Source organism: Janthinobacterium longum (genome assembly GCF_051380735.1).
Taxonomy (GTDB): Bacteria; Pseudomonadota; Gammaproteobacteria; order Burkholderiales; family Burkholderiaceae_D; genus Janthinobacterium.
Map to the genome: position 1 here is coordinate 1 of NZ_JBNYXQ010000009.1, position 17,582 is coordinate 17,582.

The 17,582-nt window shown below is 59.5% G+C and carries 15 protein-coding genes; 5 read left to right on the top strand and 10 right to left on the bottom strand.

Annotation, left to right across the window (positions count from 1 at the left end; all coding sequences use genetic code 11):
• Nucleotides 1-121 precede the first annotated feature (121 nt).
• Together dacB and ACQ4WM_RS19825 are read right to left on the bottom strand one after the other, a co-directional pair.
• Complete coding sequence (dacB, locus tag ACQ4WM_RS19820) at nucleotides 122-1,624, bottom strand: D-alanyl-D-alanine carboxypeptidase/D-alanyl-D-alanine endopeptidase (protein ID WP_436548380.1); 1,503 nt, start codon at nucleotides 1,622-1,624, stop codon at nucleotides 122-124.
• 8 nt (nucleotides 1,625-1,632) lie between these two features.
• Nucleotides 1,633-2,871 carry a nucleoside recognition domain-containing protein gene (locus ACQ4WM_RS19825; protein ID WP_436548381.1) on the bottom strand — a complete coding sequence of 413 codons (1,239 nt, stop codon included), beginning with the start codon at nucleotides 2,869-2,871 and terminating at the stop codon, nucleotides 1,633-1,635.
• Nucleotides 2,872-3,068: 197 nt separating this feature from the next.
• Here ACQ4WM_RS19825 and ACQ4WM_RS19830 point away from each other — a divergent pair, with 197 nt between their 5' ends.
• The 4 genes from ACQ4WM_RS19830 (at nucleotide 3,069) to ACQ4WM_RS19845 (ending at nucleotide 9,996) form a co-directional block, all read left to right on the top strand.
• Entirely contained in the window at nucleotides 3,069-4,892 is a 1,824-nt protein-coding gene (locus ACQ4WM_RS19830) for an ABC transporter substrate-binding protein (protein ID WP_436548382.1), read from the top strand.
• Between the two features lie 217 nt (nucleotides 4,893-5,109).
• A complete protein-coding gene (locus ACQ4WM_RS19835) occupies nucleotides 5,110-7,863 on the top strand; it encodes a TonB-dependent receptor (protein WP_436548383.1) in 2,754 nt (917 codons plus the stop codon).
• A 70-nt stretch (nucleotides 7,864-7,933) separates the two neighbouring features.
• On the top strand, nucleotides 7,934-9,010 hold the full coding sequence (locus ACQ4WM_RS19840) for a S66 peptidase family protein (protein ID WP_436548384.1): 1,077 nt from the start codon (nucleotides 7,934-7,936) through the stop codon (nucleotides 9,008-9,010).
• Nucleotides 9,011-9,102: 92 nt separating this feature from the next.
• Nucleotides 9,103-9,996: a YihY/virulence factor BrkB family protein gene (locus ACQ4WM_RS19845; protein WP_436548385.1), complete on the top strand. Its 894-nt coding sequence runs from the start codon at nucleotides 9,103-9,105 to the stop codon at nucleotides 9,994-9,996.
• A 458-nt stretch (nucleotides 9,997-10,454) separates the two neighbouring features.
• On the opposite strand, the gene ACQ4WM_RS19850 is transcribed toward ACQ4WM_RS19845, so the two are convergent.
• From ACQ4WM_RS19850 to ACQ4WM_RS19870, 5 genes are all read right to left on the bottom strand, one after another.
• Nucleotides 10,455-11,582, bottom strand: coding sequence for an acyl-CoA dehydrogenase family protein (locus ACQ4WM_RS19850; protein WP_436548386.1), 1,128 nt, complete (start codon nucleotides 11,580-11,582; stop codon nucleotides 10,455-10,457).
• Nucleotides 11,583-11,589: 7 nt separating this feature from the next.
• The gene (locus ACQ4WM_RS19855) at nucleotides 11,590-12,258 is read right to left on the bottom strand and encodes an SDR family oxidoreductase (protein ID WP_436548387.1); all 669 of its coding nucleotides are present in this window, start codon (nucleotides 12,256-12,258) and stop codon (nucleotides 11,590-11,592) included.
• Nucleotides 12,259-12,291: 33 nt separating this feature from the next.
• Complete coding sequence (locus ACQ4WM_RS19860) at nucleotides 12,292-13,488, bottom strand: acetyl-CoA C-acyltransferase (protein ID WP_436548388.1); 1,197 nt, start codon at nucleotides 13,486-13,488, stop codon at nucleotides 12,292-12,294.
• Between the two features lie 25 nt (nucleotides 13,489-13,513).
• Nucleotides 13,514-14,698 (bottom strand): isovaleryl-CoA dehydrogenase, encoded by a 1,185-nt coding sequence (locus tag ACQ4WM_RS19865; protein ID WP_436548389.1) that lies wholly within the window; start codon nucleotides 14,696-14,698, stop codon nucleotides 13,514-13,516.
• A gap of 153 nt (nucleotides 14,699-14,851) precedes the next feature.
• Nucleotides 14,852-15,292 carry a MerR family transcriptional regulator gene (locus ACQ4WM_RS19870; RefSeq protein ID WP_436548390.1) on the bottom strand — a complete coding sequence of 147 codons (441 nt, stop codon included), beginning with the start codon at nucleotides 15,290-15,292 and terminating at the stop codon, nucleotides 14,852-14,854.
• 511 nt (nucleotides 15,293-15,803) lie between these two features.
• Between ACQ4WM_RS19870 and ACQ4WM_RS19875 the strand changes: the two genes are divergently transcribed.
• Entirely contained in the window at nucleotides 15,804-16,211 is a 408-nt protein-coding gene (locus ACQ4WM_RS19875; RefSeq protein WP_308923082.1) for a hypothetical protein, read from the top strand.
• Here the strand turns inward: ACQ4WM_RS19875 and ACQ4WM_RS19880 are convergent.
• The 3 genes from ACQ4WM_RS19880 to grxD all read right to left on the bottom strand — a co-directional run bounded on the left by ACQ4WM_RS19880 (nucleotide 16,140) and on the right by grxD (nucleotide 17,549).
• Complete coding sequence (locus ACQ4WM_RS19880; RefSeq protein ID WP_436548540.1) at nucleotides 16,140-16,565, bottom strand: hypothetical protein; 426 nt, start codon at nucleotides 16,563-16,565, stop codon at nucleotides 16,140-16,142. The genes ACQ4WM_RS19875 and ACQ4WM_RS19880 overlap by 72 nt on opposite strands.
• Before the next feature lie 71 nt (nucleotides 16,566-16,636).
• Nucleotides 16,637-17,245 carry a UbiX family flavin prenyltransferase gene (locus tag ACQ4WM_RS19885; protein WP_436548391.1) on the bottom strand — a complete coding sequence of 203 codons (609 nt, stop codon included), beginning with the start codon at nucleotides 17,243-17,245 and terminating at the stop codon, nucleotides 16,637-16,639.
• Nucleotides 17,238-17,549, bottom strand: coding sequence for a Grx4 family monothiol glutaredoxin (grxD, locus tag ACQ4WM_RS19890; RefSeq protein ID WP_010402157.1), 312 nt, complete (start codon nucleotides 17,547-17,549; stop codon nucleotides 17,238-17,240). The genes ACQ4WM_RS19885 and grxD overlap by 8 nt, the downstream gene beginning before the upstream one ends.
• Between the last annotated feature and the right edge of the window lie 33 nt (nucleotides 17,550-17,582).

A 17,582-nucleotide genomic window follows, 5' to 3' on the forward strand; every position in this document is an offset into this window, starting at 1 on the left:
TTTTTCGTCTGGTGATTTGTCATTGTTAACCCCAAGCGAAGTCTGGGGTCAGACCCCCACGACCGACGGCGCAAGCCTCTGAGTTTGCGGCATTGAGGGTCTGACCCCGGCTGTTCAAGGGTTATTGGCTTGCGACCCCCGGCGTCGCAACGCTCCGGGCCACCCACTCGATCAGCGCGTCGACTGCGGCGCGGCCGTTGCCATTGCCCACCAGGTCGCTATTGATCATGGCTACCACCACGCATTGCCGGTTGTTGGCGTCCGGCACATACCCGGCGATTGCCACTACATTTTTCAGCGTTCCCGTCTTGATGCGGGCGCGTGCGGCGGCCGGGCTGCCCAGCAGGCGCTTGCGCATGGTGCCGTCCAAAGCCACGATGGGCAGGCTGGACTGGAATTCGGGCGCCCACACGCTTTGCTGCATCGCCTGCAACACGCCTGCCAGCTGCAGCGGCGCAATGCGGCCCGTGCGCGACAGGCCTGAACCATTGTCGACCAGCATGCCGTTTGTATCGATACCGTGGCGCTGCATCCAGTCCTGTATTACTTGCCGCGTACGCGTGGCTGTATCTTCGGGCGCCGTCATGGCGACCGGTCGGCTGCCCAGCCAGCCATCGCTTTGCAGGCTGCCGATGCTGAGGAACAGAGTGCGCGCCAGGGTGTTGTCGGACGATTTGTTGATGTCGCGCAGCACTTCCGGCAAGGCGCGCGCCACGTGATCGGCCAGCATGCGCGTGCCGACTGGTTCGGCCACCGGCGGCAAGCCTGTGTTTGGTGCTTCCCGCACGCTGCCGGTAATGGTGCCGCCCAGCCGCTTCCAGGTGCTGCGGAACAAGCGATCGGCGTAATCGTTGCGGTCCAGCACATTGATGCTGAACGCCTTATGGCAATTCTGCGGGAAGGTGCCATGCAGGATGACTTGCAGCTTGCCGCCCGTATCGCGTCGGTATTCGGGCGGACGCCAGCCGTCTTCCCAGCGCGCGCAACTGCCTTTTACTAAAGTCATGTCGCTGGTGAGCGTCACATTCTCGAGCGCCGGCAGCATCAGCAGGTTCAGTTGCTGCGTGGTCGAGCTGAGTTCGATATCGAGCAAATTGGTATTGAGCAGCAAGGCGTCGGGAATCACGTTGTAGCGGAACTCGGCCGATTCATCGAACGGTGGTGCACCGATATCGGGACGGGCCGGCTGGAACAACTGGCGGTCGAGGATCAGGTCGCCCTTGATTTTCACGATACCCTGGTTGCGCAGGGTTTGCAGCATGTGTTCGAGCACGTCGGCATTGAAATCCGTGTCGGCGCCGCCGCGCAAGATCAGGTCACCCTTCAACACCCCATTGATGACGTCGGCGCTGGTGCGCAGCTCCGTGCGGCCGCGAAAGGTGGGTCCCAGCTGTTCCAGGCCAACGGCCGTGGTCACCAGTTTCATGGTCGATGCCGGCTGCATGCTGCGTTCGGCGCCGTGCGACATCACCACGGTGTTGCCGCGCAGGACGATGGCGCCCATGGCGTCCTCGGGAATATTGGCGCTGCGCAGCAGCACGCTGACCGACTCGGGTAATTGCGCGTACGCTGTCGACAGGCCAAGCCCGGCCAACAGGGCGGCGATCAGTACGGGACGTAACATGGCGCTCCTCAATGGAAAAAGACGTAGGCGACAAACACGGCGGTAACCACGCCGGCGAGGTCGGCGATCAGGCCGGCCGTGATGGCATAGCGCGTCTTGCGGATACCGACCGAGCCGAAGTACAGAGCCACGATATAGAAGGTGGTGTCGGCCGAGCCCTGGAACACGCAGGCCAGTCGGCCGACGAAGGAATCGACGCCATAGGTATTCATGGCGTCGATCATCATCGCTTTCGAGCCGGAACCGCTGAGCGGCTTCATCATGGCGGTCGGCAAGGCGGGCACGAAATCGGTATTGATGCCAAGGTTGGCAAAGAACCAGTTAAAGCCGCTCATGACGAAATTGAACACCCCCGCGTTGCGGATCACGCTGATGGCCACCAGCATGCCGACCAGGTAGGGAATCACGGTGATCGACGTCTGGATGCCGCCTTTGGCCCCTTCGATAAAGGCGTCATACACGTTCACTTTTTTGCGCAGTGCTCCGATGATAAAGATGGCGATCACGCTGATCAGCACCAGGTTGCTGACCACTTTCGACACCAGCTCGATTTCCTGTTTTGTCAGATATTGCGTGAAATACCAGATCATGGCGACGATGGCGGCCGTCATGCCGCCCAGCCAGCTCAGCACCACGCTGTTGAGCAGATTGATGCGTTGCTTGATCGATACCGTGATGATGCCGACGACGGTAGCGACATAGGTGGCGATCATGCAGGGAATAAAGATGTCGGACGGATCGGCAGCACCTAAAATGGAGCGCTGCGCCATGATTGCCAGAGGTATCAGGGTCAGGCCCGAGGTATGCAGCACCAGGAACATGATCTGCGCGTTGGTGGCTTCTTCCTTGTTCGGGTTCAGCGTCTGCAGGCTTTCCATCGCTTTCAGGCCAAACGGCGTGGCCGCATTGTCCAGCCCCAGCAGGTTGGCCGAGAAATTCATCACCATATGGCCGGTGGCCGGATGATCCTTGGGAATTTCCGGGAAGATGCGCGAAAAGAACGGCGCGATCACCTTCGCCAGCCAGCCGACGATGCCCGCCTTTTCGCCGATATTCATGATGCCCAGCCACAAGGTCATCACGCCGGCCAGCGGCAGCGCGATATCCATCACGCCCATGCGGGCTGTTTCAAAGGTGCCATCGATGATGCGCTTGAAGATATCGGTATCGCCCAGGAACAGCCACTGCAGCACGGCAGCGAGGAAACCTACGAGGAAAAAGCCGGACCAGATGTAATTGAGTGCCATGGATGATCAGTTTTTAATGTGAAACAAGGAAAATACCTGCAAGCAAAGTATAGAGGCAGCGTGCGCTACGTTGATGAAAGAATGCAGCCTTCGCATGCCAAAAGGTTATAAGCTGGCAGCCTGTTTTCATTGGCGTCCTTGTGCTTGCCCGCGTAGTGTGGACAATGCCTGCCTTCACCTGTACTGGATCACTGATAATGTTTTTGCGTAAAACCGCTTGCGCCGCCTGCCTCGTGTTGTTGAGCTTGTTTGCCGGCACTGCTCAGGCAGCCACCGAGGCCGCCGCCGATGCCGGGGCTGCTCGTGCCGGCAAGACCCTGCACCTGTTCCTCAGTACCAGCGAGACGGGCCTGGACCCGGCCGTCGCTTCCGACCTGGCCAGCCTGAACCTGATGGAAAACGTGTTTGATCCGCTGCTGCGCTACGACTACCTGGCGCGCCCGGTCAAGCTGCAGGGCAACACGGCGCGCGGCCTGCCGAAAATCGAGGACGGTGGCCTGAGCTATACCTTCCGGATCCAGCCCGGCGTGTTCTTTACGCCCGACCCTGCCTTCAAGGGCAAGCCGCGCGAAGTGACGGCGCAAGATTATGTGTACAGCCTGATGCGGCTGTACGACCCTGCGCTGAAATCGCCGTGGCTGTTTTTGCTGGAAGACAAACTGGTGGGCGATGCGGCGCTGAAGAAAAACTTCAGCTACGACACGCCGATCGCAGGACTGCAGGCGCTGGACAAATATACGCTGCGCATCCGCCTCAACAGCATCGATCCGAACTTTTTGTTTTATCTGGCCATGCCGGCCACCGGCGTAGTGGCGCGCGAAGTGGCCGAAGCGTACAAGGCGCCTGGCCAGCTGGGCAACCATCCGGTAGGTACCGGTCCGTTCATGATCACCGAGTGGAAGCGCAGCGACAAGATCGTGCTGCAGGCCAATCCCGATTTCCGTACCACCGTATTCCATACGCAGCAGGCGGCGCTGGCCGCACTGGCGCCAGCCGATCAGGCGATTGCCAGGTCGCTGGAAGGAAAAAAGCTGCCGCTGGTCGAGCGCATCGAAGTGCGCATCGTCGAGGAATACCAGTCGCGCATGCTGGGCTTCCTGAAAGGCGAGTTCGATTACCTTGAGCAGGTGCCCGAGTCGCTGACCGATATGGTGCTGGCCAACGGCGCACTGAAGCCGGAACTGGCAGCGAAAGGCATCACCCTGGAACGTTTCCCGGTGCTGCAGACCTATTATATGTGGATGAATATGGACGATTCGGTGCTCGGAGGCTACAGCAAAGTCAGGCTGGCCCTGCGGCGCGCGATTGCCCTCAGCTATAACAGCGGCGAGGATATCGCGTTGTTGAAAAAGGGCATGGCCCTGCCGGCGCAGTCGCCGCTGCCGCCCAATGTGCTGGGCTACGATAAAAACTACCGCAGCCCTGTGTCATACGATCCGGTACTGGCGCGTGCGCTGCTGGACCGTTTCGGCTACAAGCTGGGCGCGGATGGTTTTCGCCGCCAGCCCGACGGCACGCCCTTGATCCTGACCATGCACACGGAGCCGAGCACGGTGGGAAGGTTGCGCGACGAGTTGTGGCGCCGCAATCTCAATGCGATCGGCCTGCGCGTGGAATTCAAGAGCGACAAGAAGACCGAAATCATCAAGGCCTCGCGCCTGGGCAAGGTGCAGATGTTCGAGACCAACTGGATCGCCGACTTCCCGGATGGTGATAACTTTATGCAATTGTTGTACGGTCCCAACAGTGGCCGAGTCAACTACGCTCGCTTCAACTTGCCCGATTACAATAAACGCTATGAGGAGGCGCGCCTGCTGTCCGATACGCCACGCCGGCACAGCCTGTACTTCGACATGTCACAGCTGATCCATGCCTATACGCCATGGGTGCTGCTGACCCATCCTGTTTCGGCCGACCTGCAGCAGCCGTGGCTAAAAAACTACAGGCGCCATCCCGTGGAATTCACTTCCTGGCGCTATCTGGACGTCGATATGACACGGGGCCGCCCCGCAGCGAAATAAGCCAGCGGTGAAAAAGGGCATTCATTCCAAAAAGTTATGGTTAGGAAAGCATATTTCATTGGCTGGTGGCGGAAGCATCGCGCTACTCTGAAAATGAAAACAAATAAAGTCATGCGCAAACATCATAAAAAAATGTACTGCGAGACAGATGCAGCGATATGACTAACAACCTGGCTTGAAGAATTCAAGTATCGATTGCCCAATAAGGAGAAGGCCCGTGAAATTGAAGAAGCTAGCGCAGTTGATGGCATTGATAGGGGTGGCTGGCACGGCCGTCGCACAGGAAGCGACGCCACAGGCAATGCAACGGGTCGAAGTGACGGGCAGCAGCATCAAGCGCATCGCCAAGGAAGGTGCGCTGCCGGTGCAAGTGATCACCTACGATCAGATCGAAAAGCAGGGCATTACCAGCGCCGAACAATTGATGTCGACCATCTCGTCGAATGGCACCGGTGCGAACAATATGACCTCCGGCAATAACGTATTTGGCGCCGATGCCGACCGGGTCAGCGGCGGTGCATCGTTCGCTTCGCTGCGCGGCCTGGGGCCGAACAGCACCCTGGTGCTGTTGAACGGCCGGCGTATTGCCACCCACGGCGCCAGCGGCAAGGCGGTCGACCTGAACTCGATCCCGATGGGCGCCATCTCGCGCGTGGAAATCCTCAAGGATGGCGCTTCGGCCATCTATGGCACCGACGCCATCGGCGGCGTGATCAATTTCATTCTGAAAACCAATTACAACGGCGTGGAAGCGTCGGCCACCACCAATTCCACCGAAGCAGGCGGCGGCATGAATCGCCGCGCCGCCTTGCTGGCCGGCCATGGCAGCCTGGAAGAAGACGGCTACAACGTCATGATGAGCTTGACGGTCGACAATGACGACAAGCTCAGCTCGAGCCAGCGCAGTTTTGCCAACGGTTTCCAGCCGGGCCGCGGCCTGTCGCCTGACACCACCGGCACGCCGTTCGCCAACCAGCTGACCGGCGCCGGCACGGCCCTGGGTACCTCGTTTACGGTTCCCGGCAGCACCAATCAATACTTGCAAGCCAATCCGCTGAGCTTGACGGGCAAGTGCGATACGGTGGCCGGCATGTCGCAATACCAGACGGCGCTGTGGTCGAAAGTTACTTCGCCGCTGCGCACCACCTATTCCTGCGCCTACGACTACGGTGGCGACTATGTGATTTCCTTCCCGGTCGAGCGCGCCAATTTGCTCAGCCGTGGCACTTTCAAGCTGGCGCAGGACCATACGATGTTTGTCGAGCTGCTTGGCTCGCGCACCAAGGCGACGGCGGAATTTACGCCGATGCAGATCCAGACTACGGCTGCTGCGGGCAATCTCTATCCAGTCGGTGGCGCGTATTACCAGGACTTGTCTGCCTACATCCCGACCTTCGACAATACCAAGCCGATTTCGTATAAATGGCGCGCCAACGATTTCGGCAACCGCACCCAGGAAAACACCACCGACAACCTGCGCCTGCTGGTTGGCTTCGAAGGCACGCTCGGCAAGTGGGACTACAAAGCCGGCGTGTCGCATGCGCAAAGCAAGACCAACACCAGGCTGCTTGACGGCTACTCGTACACGGCGCAGCTGTTCCCGGCGCTGGCCAGCGGCGTGATCAATCCGTGGGTGGGCCCTGGCCAGAGCCAGAGCCAGGCTGCCAGGGATCTGATCGAGTCGACCAAGTTCCGTGGCGATTTTCAACATGGCAAGACTACCCTGACGGGTATCGATGGCTCGGTGTCTGGTGAGTTGCTGCAATTGCCGGCCGGCGCCATGTCGGCCGCAGTCGGTTTTGACCTGCGCCGCGAAAGCTATGCGTTTGGCCAGGATATCGATGCGACGCTGGTGTATCTGTCGCCGGGCAATGCGGCGCTGGATAAAGCCAGCCGCAACGTCAAGGCCGTGTACGCGGAATTGCTGGTACCGATCATCAAGGACCTGGAAATGCAGCTGGCCTTGCGCCGCGATGACTACAGCCTGGTCGGCGCATCGACCAATCCGAAAGTGTCGTTCCGCTACCAGCCCGCTTCCTGGCTGCTGTTCCGTGGTTCGGCCAACAAGGGTTTCCTGGCGCCCAGCTTTACCCAGCTGTATTCGGGCCAGCTGTTCCAGGAACTGTCGAGCGGCGTGATCGATACCATTGGTTGCGGCCGCCATCCTGGCGATCCGGTCTTCTGCGCACCATCACGCCTGAATTATTTCTCGGGCGGCAATACCGCGCTGAAACCGGAAACCTCGAAGCAGGGCAGCTTGGGGATGGTGATCGAACCGCTCAAGGGATATTCCGCCTCGCTCGATTATTGGGCCATCAATTCCAGGGACCGCATCCTGAACCGGTCGGCCACCATCGTGTTGCAAAATGCCGCTTTGCTGCCGCAAAACATCATCCGCAATGCCGATGACACCATCAACTACATCCAGGCCGGCTGGATCAATGCGGCCGGTTCGCGCACGCGCGGCGCCGACCTGAGCTTGCGTGGCGAAGGCAGCACCAACGGCTACAAATGGAATGCGGCGCTCGATGGCACCTGGACCCAGAGCTTCAAGTTTGCCGAGATTGCCGGCCAGGAGTACAAGGAGTACGTGGGCAATTTCTACACGCGCGACCTGTATTTGCGCTGGAAGCACAACGCCTCGTTCTCGCTGGCGCGTGGCGACTGGAGCGGTTTGCTGACGCAGAACTACAGCACCGGTTACAAGGACCAGGTGCCGAATGGCGGCGCACTGCCGTACCCGGCCGGCTTCAATCCGAAGGTCGGCAGCTATACTACCTATACCCTGTCGGGCACTTATACCGGTTTCAAGAATACGACCCTGACGGTGGGCATCCAGAACCTGTTCGACAAGGACCCGCCGTTCACTGCGCATAACGTTGACGATGTGGTCGGCGCCGGCTGGGACCCACGAGTGGCCGATCCGCGTGGCCGTGCGCTGTCGTTCCAGGTGAAATACAAGTTCATGTAATCCGCGCAGGCGGAGCATGACTGCAGCGGCGGCGCCTGGCGCCGCCGTTTTCTTTTCCAGAAAGGGCCGCATGAGCAGTCACAGCAGTTTTAGCCGGCGCCAGTTTGGCGGCATGCTGGCCGCCGCCGTCGGTGCGGCAGGCGCACCGGCCCTGGCCGCTGCCGCGCAGCCAAAAGGAGCACCCATGCAAGCACACCCCCTGATCAAACCGGCGCGCCTGCGCCAGGGCGACCTGGTCGCTCTGGTCGCTCCTGCCGGCCTGCTCGATGAAGACGACATCACCAGGGCCATCAGCAATATCGAATCGCTGGGGCTGCGCGTTACCTTGGGTACGCATATCCGTGCCGTGCACGGCAATTACGCCGGCACGGTGCAGCAACGGCTGGACGACCTGCATGCGGCGTTTCGTGACCCGCAAGTCAAGGCCGTATGGGCCATACGTGGCGGTTCGGGCTGCATTTCGCTGCTGGCGCATATCGACTACAAGATGATCCGCGCCAACCCGAAGATCCTGATCGGCTATTCCGATATTACCGCGCTGCACCTGGCGATTCATCGCCACACGGGCCTGGTGACATTTCACGGGCCGGTGGCGTCCTCAACCTTTTCCGATTACACCGTGACGCACTTGCAAGCCGTACTGATGCAGCCGCAGGAGCAATATACGATACCGATGGCGCTGGAAAATCACCGCCGCGCGCAAACCCAGCCCAACTTCACCATCCGCACCGTGCATGGCGGCCAGGCGACGGGGCGGCTGACCGGCGGCAACCTGTGCATGGTCAGCGCGCTGGCCGGCACGCCGTATGCGGCCGAGTTCGAGCAGCGCATAGTGTTTCTGGAAGAAATCAACGAAGCGCCATACCGGGTCGACCGCATGTTGTATCAGCTGGATCTGGCAAGCAAGCTGTCGAGCGCAGCGGCGCTGATGCTGGGCGTGTTCATGCATTGCGAGGCGGAAGAGGGTGGCAGTTCATTGACGCTCGAGCAGACCGTGGACCAGCATTTGCTGCCACTGACGGCGACGGCAGTGGCCGGCTATTCCTTCGGCCATATCCGCGACCAGTTCACCTTGCCCATGGGCATACTGGCCACCCTGGATGCCGAGCGCCAGACGCTCACTCTGTTGGAAGCTGCCGTCAGTTAGCTCGCGTACGGCGGTGGGCGCAATTTGTCCGTATGCTATGGTGCATGGGCGGCATGGCACAGTGTCATGTCGCGTCCTTTACCAGGTGCATCATGATCAACCGCCACGCCAGTGCGTATATCCTCAGCCATCCTTTATCGTTCGTATTGCAGGTACTGAAAGGCTTTCGCGCCAACCAGGGCCTGCTGCTGGCCGGCGCCGTCGCGTATTACTCGCTGCTGTCCATCGTGCCGCTCCTGATGCTGGTGGTGGTGGCGCTGTCGCACGTGATCGCTGAAGACGAACTGCTGCGCACCATCGGCCACTACCTGGAATGGCTAGTGCCGGGGCAATCGAAAGCCATCGTGGCCGAGGTCGCGCATTTTCTCGATAACCGCAGCGTGATCGGCTGGCTGTTGCTCGTTACCATGCTGTTTTTCAGCTCACTGGCGTTCACAGTACTGGAAAACGCCATGAGCGTGATTTTCAACCATCGCGTGGCGATACGGCGCCGCCATTTCCTGATTTCCGCCATCTTGCCGTATTGCTATATCCTGTGCCTGGGCGTGGGCATCCTGCTCATTACCCTGGTGGCCGGTGGCCTGCAGGTGATGGGTGACGAAAGCGTGCGCTTCCTACGCAAGGATTGGGGCCTCGAGGGCTTGTCGGGCGCGCTGCTGTATTTGCTGGGGTTGACCGGCGAGATACTGGTACTGAGTTCAATTTACCTGGTGATGCCGGTGGGCCGGCTGTCGTTTACCCATGCGCTGATCGGCGGCGTGACGGCGGCACTGCTGTGGGAAATCGCGCGCCATGTGCTGGTCTGGTATTTTTCTACCCTCTCGCAGGTCAATGTCGTCTACGGTTCGATGACGACGGCCATTGTCGTCATGTTCAGCCTGGAGATCGGCGCCACTTTGCTGTTGATGGGTGCGCAAGTCATTTCCGAATACGAGCGCGTGGCGCGCGGCGGTGAAGAAGACAAGCCGCTGGAGCTAAGAACTTGATTTAAAAAGGTTGTTGCGCCGCACAAACCGCTGTGCTATACTACGTTCAGTGGTTGAGATTTGCTAGCAGATACTCTCACTATCCAGTTCAAGTACGGCGACCGACAGGTGTAATGTCGATGGCATAACGAGTACGAGCAGTGGATTTTGTAATTCCGGATACGTTGGTCGATTTACACTTGGAGTCACCATGCAGATAGCATGGGAGTCCGAAAATCAGGAGGCACTTTGCAGATAGCACTGGCGTCCATGAAACGATTAAAGCATTGGTAATACATTGGAACGAAGCCCGCGCTAGCGGGCTTTTTTTTCGTCTGTGGCTGGCGCGTTGAGCAACCTACTGCGCAGCCCGCTCTCGACTCGGCGTTACTCGCCGTACCGAAGTACGGCTGCGTTACTCAAGCCGATATCGGGCTTGCTCGCTACGGTTGCTCAAGGCGCCGAGATTTTTACTGCTTTTATAAAGCTCTGGCGATCAGGATTTTCTGGATATCGCTGGTGCCTTCGTAGATCTGGCACACGCGCACATCGCGGTAGATGCGCTCGACCGGGAAGTCCGACACATAGCCGTAGCCGCCATGCACCTGGATGGCGTCGGAGCATACTTTTTCGGCCATCTCGGACGCAAACAGTTTTGCCATCGCCGCTTCCTTCAGGCAGGGCATGCCGGCGTCCTTCATCGATGCCGCATGGCGTATCAGTTGCCGCGCCGCCTCGATTTGCGTGGCCATGTCGGCCAGGCGAAACTGTACCGCCTGGTGTTCATAGATGGCCTTGCCAAAACTTTCCCGTTCGCGCGCGTAAGTCAATGCCGCTTCATAGGCGGCGCGCGCCATGCCGACCGCTTGCGAGGCGATGCCGATGCGTCCGCCTTCCAGGCCGGACAGCGCGATCTTGTAGCCTTGGCCTTCCTCGCCGATCAGGTTTTCGGCCGGTATGCGGCAGTTCTCGAACAGGATTTGCGCGGTGTCCGACGAGTGCTGGCCCATTTTCTGTTCCAACCCCGCCACGATATAGCCGGGCGTATTGGTCGGTACCCAGAAAGCGCTGATGCCGCGCTTGCCGGCCGCCTTGTCGGTCACCGCCATGACGATGGCCACGTCCGCATATTTGCCGCTGGTAATGAACTGCTTGGTGCCGTTGATCAGGTAGTCATTGCCATCGCGGGTGGCAGTGGTGCGCAGGGCCGAAGCGTCGCTGCCGGTGTGCGGTTCGGTCAGGCAAAAGGCGCCCAGCATGGTGCCTTGCGCCAGCGGACGCAGCCATTGTTCCTTCTGCGCCGCATTCGCGTACATCATGGCGATGCTGCAAACGGGGCAATTATTGACCGAGATAATCGTCGAGGTGCCACCATCGCCGGCGGCGATTTCTTCCAGCACCAGTGCCAGCGACACATAGTCGAGACCGGCGCCGCCCAGTTCCTCCGGCACGGCCACGCCAAACGCGCCCAGTGCCGCCAGTTCCTGCAGTTCTTCTTTCGGGAAATGGTGCTCCTTGTCCCAGTGGGCCGCGTTCGGCGCCAGGCGCTCGCGCGAAAAACTGCGCAGCGCCTCCTGTATCATGCTTTGCTCTTCATTGAGTATCATGGTTTTTTTACCAGCCGATGGGGCTGCCGTCGTAATTGCGGAAAACCGCCTGCCTGGCTTGAGGCAGGCTGGCCAGGGTGGCGCGGATGCCGGCCGCGCTTTCTTCGGGAGAAATATCGGCGCCGGCGCCGCCCATGTCCGTGCGCACCCAGCCCGGGTGGAAGGCCACGCAGCTCACGCCCTGCGGGCCGTGTACGAGCGCCGTATCGATCAGCACGGAATTGAGGGCCGCCTTGCTGGCGCGGTACAGCGAACCGCTGGCGTTGCTGCGTTCGCTGAGCGAGCCCATGTGCGAAGACAGTACCGCCAGCTTGCCCCTGGCATTGCCTACCAGCGGCGCCAGGATCGGCAGCAAGCGCATCGCCGCCAGCACATTGGTATGCATTACGGCATCGAAATCGGCTTGCGCGGGAAAGCCGTCGTGGCGCGGGCCATACACGCCCGCGTTCAGGATGGCGACTTCGAGCTTTTCGTCGTCGAGCTTCCAGCCCAGGCCGGCGCAGCCTTCGACGTCGGTCACGTCGAGCTGGTGCGCCTCGGCACCCAGTTGCTTGAGCGTTTCACAGTCCTCGACCTTGCGGGCGGTGGCGATCACGCGCCAGCCATCCTGGCGATATTGACGAACGATTTCATGGCCGATGCCGCGCGAGGCGCCAATAATCAATGCTGTAGGCATATGCTGCTCCCTGGAGTGATGGAAAAGCCCAGCTTATACCAGTTCGATCGCCATCGCCGTCGCTTCGCCGCCGCCGATGCACAGCGCCGCCACACCGCGCTTGCCGCCGCTCTTTTTCAAGGCACCCAGCAGGGTGACGATAATGCGCGCGCCCGAGGCGCCGATCGGATGGCCCAGCGCGCAGGCGCCGCCGTGGATATTGATCTTGCTGTGTGGAATATCGAGGTCGTGCATGGCGGCCATCGGCACGGCGGCAAATGCCTCGTTGATTTCAAACAGGTCGACATTGCTGCTGCTCCAGCCGGTCTTGGCGTACAGTTTTTTCACGGCACCAATCGGCGCCGTGGTAAACAGATTCGGTGCCTGGGCATGCGTGGCGTGGCCGTGGATTTTTGCAATGATGGTGAGACCGAGCTTGTTCGCCGTCGATTCGCGCATCAGTACCAGCGCAGCCGCGCCATCGTTGATCGACGAGGACGAAGCGGCGGTAATCGTGCCATCTTTTTTAAAGGCTGGTTTCAGGGACGGGATTTTTTCCAGCCGCGCTTTCAATGGACCCTCATCGACGCTGACGACGGTATCGCCGCCGCGGCCGGGCACGGTAACGGGAGCGATTTCCCAGTCAAAGCCGCCACCCTTGGCTGCTGCCTGGGCGCGCTTGACCGATTCGATGGCGAACGCATCCTGCGCTTCGCGCGTGAACGCATACTGGCTGGCGCATTCTTCGGCAAAAGTGCCCATCGAGCGCGCATTGCCTTTTTCGTCGCGGCTGTAGGCGTCTTCCAGGCCATCCATCATCATGTGGTCGAACAGCATGCCGTGGCCGATGCGGTAGCCGCCGCGTGCCTTGGGCACCAGATAGGGCGCATTGGTCATCGATTCCATGCCGCCGGCCACCACCACCTCGGCGCTGCCGGCCAGCAGGGTGTCGTGGGCAAACATGGTGGTCTGCATGGCCGAACCGCACATTTTCGACAGGGTGACGGCGCCGGTAGAGTCCGGCAAGCCAGCCTTGCGCAAGGCCTGGCGCGCCGGCGCCTGGCCCTGGCCGGCCATCAGGCAATTGCCGAAATACACGTGCTCCACCAGTTCGGGGGCGACACCGGCGCGCTCGACGGCGGCCTTGATGGCCACGGCGCCCAAGTCGCTGGCGGTGACGTTGGAAAAATCGCCCTGGAAGGCGCCCATGGGGGTGCGCGCGGCACCGACGATAACGACTGGATCATGCATGATGGATCTCCGTATCAGTAATGGCTTATTTGGTTTCGGCAAACAATTCGCGGCCGATCAGCATGCGGCGAATTTCGCTGGTGCCGGCGCCGATTTCATACAGCTTGGCGTCGCGCCACAGGCGCCCGGCCGGGTAGTCATTGATATAGCCATTGCCGCCCAGCGTCTGGATCGCTTCGCCGGCCATCCAGGTGGCTTTTTCGGCGCTGTACAGAATCGCGCCGGCCGCATCCTTGCGCAACTGGCGCACCGCTTCCGGCGTGGTGGCGCGGTCGCAAGCCTGGCCCACCGCATACACATAGGCTTTGCAGGCCATCATGGTCGAATACATATCGGCCAGCTTGCCCTGCATCAGCTGGAATTCGCCGATGGCCTGGCCAAACTGCTTGCGCTCGTGCACATACGGCACCACCAGATCCATGCAGGCCTGCATGATGCCCAGCGGGCCGCCGGACAGCACCGTGCGCTCAAAATCGAGGCCCGACATCAGCACATTGACGCCCTTGCCCAAGCCACCCAGCACGTTTTCAGCTGGCACTTCGCAATCCTGGAACACCAGTTCGCCCGTATGCGAGCCGCGCATTCCCAGTTTGTCGAGCTTTTGCGCGATCGAAAAACCCTTGAAATGTTTTTCGATCAGGAACGCCGTCATGCCGCGCGCGCCGGCCGCCAGGTCGTTCTTGGCGTACACCACCAGCACGTCCGCATCGGGGCCGTTGGTGATCCACATCTTGGTGCCGTTCAGCACCCAGCGGTCGCCCTTGAAGTCAGCGCGCAGCTGCATGCTGACGACGTCCGAGCCGGCGTTCGGTTCCGACATGGCCAGTGCGCCGATGTGTTCGCCGGTGATCAGTTTTGGCAGGTATCTGGCTTTTTGCTCGTCGCTGCCGTTGCGCTTGATCTGGTTGACGCACAGATTCGAGTGGGCGCCGTAGGACAGGCCGACCGAGGCCGAGGCGCGCGAGATTTCTTCCATGGCGATGATGTGGGCCAGGTAGCCCATGCCGGCGCCGCCATATTCTTCGCTGACGGTGATGCCGAGCAGGCCCATGTCGCCCATCTTGCGCCACAAGTCCATCGGGAACTGGTCGCTGCGGTCGATTTCGGCCGCGCGCGGGGCGATTTCGGCGGCGGCGAATTGCTGTATCGCTTCGCGCAGGGAGGCGATGTCTTCGCCGTGGTCAAAGGTCAAGCCTGGGAGATGGAGCATGTCGTCCTCGTCGTCGTTATATGTGATCGGCTGTCTGCCGCTTCAAAAGCAATCGTTTTAAAAGCTATGATACTCAGTTGTGACGTTTACGTAAACGTAAAGCAAAGTATAAAGCATGTGCTTGCGGCCTGCATCATGCGGGCCGCTGCGTTTTTACCGCGCTACCGCGCCGTCGTCCAGTTCGGCCAGCATGCGCGCACAGGCCGCTTCGTGGCTGCTGATTTCGGCCAGTGCCATTTCGATGTCGATGCGCTGCTGCTCCAGGGTCTGCCGGTGCTGCGCCAGCACGCCGAGGAAGCGGTCCATCTGCGCGCGCGTGTCTTTTGGCGATTCATACATGTCGACCAGGCTTTTGATCTCGGACAAGGCCAGGCCCAGGCGCTTGCCGCGCAAGGTCAGCTTGAGGCGAGTGCGGTCACGTGGCGTATAGACGCGGCTGCGCCCGCCCGCGCCTTCGCGTTTCGGGCTCAGCAAGCCCTGGTCTTCATAGAAGCGGATGGCGCGCGCCGTGATGTCGAACTCGCGGGCCAGTTCGGTAATGGTGTAGGTATTGCTTGGTGCGGGCACGGGCAGGGACATGGGGCTGAGGGACATGATGTGTTGACTGGATTGACGTTTACGTTCGCGTCAATGCCATTGTAGCGCGCCTGCGTCGTATCACCAGAAAAGAAATACTGGCGCAGATGACACCAACTTTCTTCGTGCCAACATAAGTGCTTTTCGTTATGATGGAAGTAAATTTGCCATTCAGGCAAGCATGATGTCATAAGTTTCTATAATGAAATTAAATAGTATTTTTATAAAATTTATTATTAAGAAATTGTATGGCGTGCACCTTGCATCTGTTGCCTCAGGGGCGCATGATCCTATACCGTATGTTGTAGTGCCAAAACGAGGCTTTGAAATCGTGCTGCATTGCGAAATTCAAAGCCAGCCGCGAATTTGACCCGAAGCCATGCAGGATAACAAAAGAAAATTTGGCGGCTTTTTTACCCAAAAAGTCTGCTGGAGTGTTAATTGTGAAGTATTTACTTTTCAAAAATTAACAATCAGCATGGTCATTCAAGAAACTGACTTTCATGTTACAACATGAAATAGTACACCTATGAATTCTTCTAACGAACGCGAAAGCTTCAGCCAGCGACTTCAGCTGGCTCTGAAAAACGCCCACTACTCCCCCGACAGCCCGACCAGACTGGCCCGGGAATTCAATATCCGTTTCGACGGACGGCCGATTACCGTGCATGCAGCCAGGAAATGGTTAGTTGGAGAGGCCATTCCCACGCAAGAAAAATTGCGCATGATCGCCCAGTGGCTTGGTGTGCCGGCGGAATGGCTGCGCTTTGGCGGGCCCGAAAGCGCTGTCCCGAATGGTGAAGCGGGCAGTGCCTTGTCGCGTTTCGAGTCGGCCGATGTGAAATTAATTGCTGATCTGCAAAGATTAGATGAGCATCATCGTCAAATCGCGCGCGAATTTATTCGCATGCTGGTGCGCGTCAACTACCAAAAGTAAGTATTTTCCCGTAGTCGCGGCGCTTTTCGCATGGCGCCAGGCCAACCGTTCAAGGTTGGCTGTTTTTTTACGCGCGGTCATGCCGGAGACATGATTTTGCTGCACAATCAGACCTCTTATGTTGCACTGCAACGCGATTATTCGATAATCGTCCCGTAACAGACGGCGCAGTTGCCAATAGCGGCGCATAATGAGATCAGAAGCAGCCAGTTTGTCATCCACCACGGAGCCGAGCATTTGAGCCGTCTTATGAAAAGCAACTACAGCAACACCGCGCAGTTGAAAGACTTGATGACCGTGCCGCCCATGACCGCTGCGCAGCATGCGGAAGTGATGCGCAAACGGATAGCCCAACGCAGGATGGTTGAAGAAGCCAGGGATTTGAAACGCGCCAGTGCCGTACAGTTCGAAAAGCGCTGACTGCTTTATGCGGTAGCGCTGTCGCTATTCTTGAGCCCGTTCCAGCGTGGCGCAAGGCTGTGTTCGATACCGAGCAGGTCGATGACTCTTGCGACCGTGTGGTCGACCATCTCGGCGATGCTGTTCGGCAAATTATAAAAGCTGGGCAGGGGCGGGAAAATGATGCCGCCCATTTCGGTGACAGCTGTCATATTGCGCAGGTGCGCCAGGTTGAATGGCGTTTCGCGCACCATCAAAATCAAGCGCCGGCGCTCCTTGAGCACCACATCGGCCGCGCGCGTGATCAGATTATCCGACAGGCCATGCGCCACGGCCGCCAGCGTCTTCATCGAGCAGGGCGCAATCACCATCCCATCCGACTGGAAGGAACCGCTGGCAATCGATGCGCCGATATCGCGTTGCTTGTGCACCACGTGCGCCAGCGCTTCGATATCCTTGCGGCCCAGGCCGGTTTCCTGGTGCAGCGTCAATACCGCCGCGTCCGACAACACCAGGTGGGTTTCGATGCCGGGGATGGCGCCCAATAGCTGCAGCAGCCGCAAACCGTACACGGCGCCGGTAGCGCCCGTGATGGCAACGACGATGCGGCGCGGCCGCTGCGCTACATCAGGCATCGAGCAGGGACTTCAGTTCGCCCGATTCAAACATTTCATTCATGATGTCGGAGCCGCCGATAAACTCGCCCTTGACATACAGTTGTGGAATGGTTGGCCAGTTCGAATAGTCCTTGATGCCCTGGCGAACTTCCGGATCGTCCAGCACATTGACGGTGGCGATGTTTTCCACGCCGCAGGCTTTCAGGATCTGGATGGCGCGGCCGGAAAAGCCGCACTGTGGAAATTGGGCCGTGCCTTTCATGAACAGCACGACCGGCGTGCTCGTCACGGTTTCTTTGATCCAGGTTTGTACGTCGCTCATGGTGGCCTCTGATTGGGTAAATAAATAGATGGC

Coding starts and splice junctions, on each gene's coding strand:
- ACQ4WM_RS19860 (WP_436548388.1), bottom strand. CDS start 13,488: ATGCATGATCCAGTCGTTATCGTCGGTGCCGCGCGCACCCCCATGGGC.
- ACQ4WM_RS19855 (WP_436548387.1), bottom strand. CDS start 12,258: ATGCCTACAGCATTGATTATTGGCGCCTCGCGCGGCATCGGCCATGAA.
- ACQ4WM_RS19825 (WP_436548381.1), bottom strand. CDS start 2,871: ATGGCACTCAATTACATCTGGTCCGGCTTTTTCCTCGTAGGTTTCCTC.
- ACQ4WM_RS19830 (WP_436548382.1), top strand. CDS start 3,069: ATGTTTTTGCGTAAAACCGCTTGCGCCGCCTGCCTCGTGTTGTTGAGC.
- dacB (WP_436548380.1), bottom strand. CDS start 1,624: ATGTTACGTCCCGTACTGATCGCCGCCCTGTTGGCCGGGCTTGGCCTG.
- ACQ4WM_RS19845 (WP_436548385.1), top strand. CDS start 9,103: ATGATCAACCGCCACGCCAGTGCGTATATCCTCAGCCATCCTTTATCG.
- grxD (WP_010402157.1), bottom strand. CDS start 17,549: ATGAGCGACGTACAAACCTGGATCAAAGAAACCGTGACGAGCACGCCG.
- ACQ4WM_RS19885 (WP_436548391.1), bottom strand. CDS start 17,245: ATGCCTGATGTAGCGCAGCGGCCGCGCCGCATCGTCGTTGCCATCACG.
- ACQ4WM_RS19870 (WP_436548390.1), bottom strand. CDS start 15,292: ATGTCCCTCAGCCCCATGTCCCTGCCCGTGCCCGCACCAAGCAATACC.
- ACQ4WM_RS19865 (WP_436548389.1), bottom strand. CDS start 14,698: ATGCTCCATCTCCCAGGCTTGACCTTTGACCACGGCGAAGACATCGCC.
- ACQ4WM_RS19850 (WP_436548386.1), bottom strand. CDS start 11,582: ATGATACTCAATGAAGAGCAAAGCATGATACAGGAGGCGCTGCGCAGT.
- ACQ4WM_RS19840 (WP_436548384.1), top strand. CDS start 7,934: ATGAGCAGTCACAGCAGTTTTAGCCGGCGCCAGTTTGGCGGCATGCTG.
- ACQ4WM_RS19875 (WP_308923082.1), top strand. CDS start 15,804: ATGAATTCTTCTAACGAACGCGAAAGCTTCAGCCAGCGACTTCAGCTG.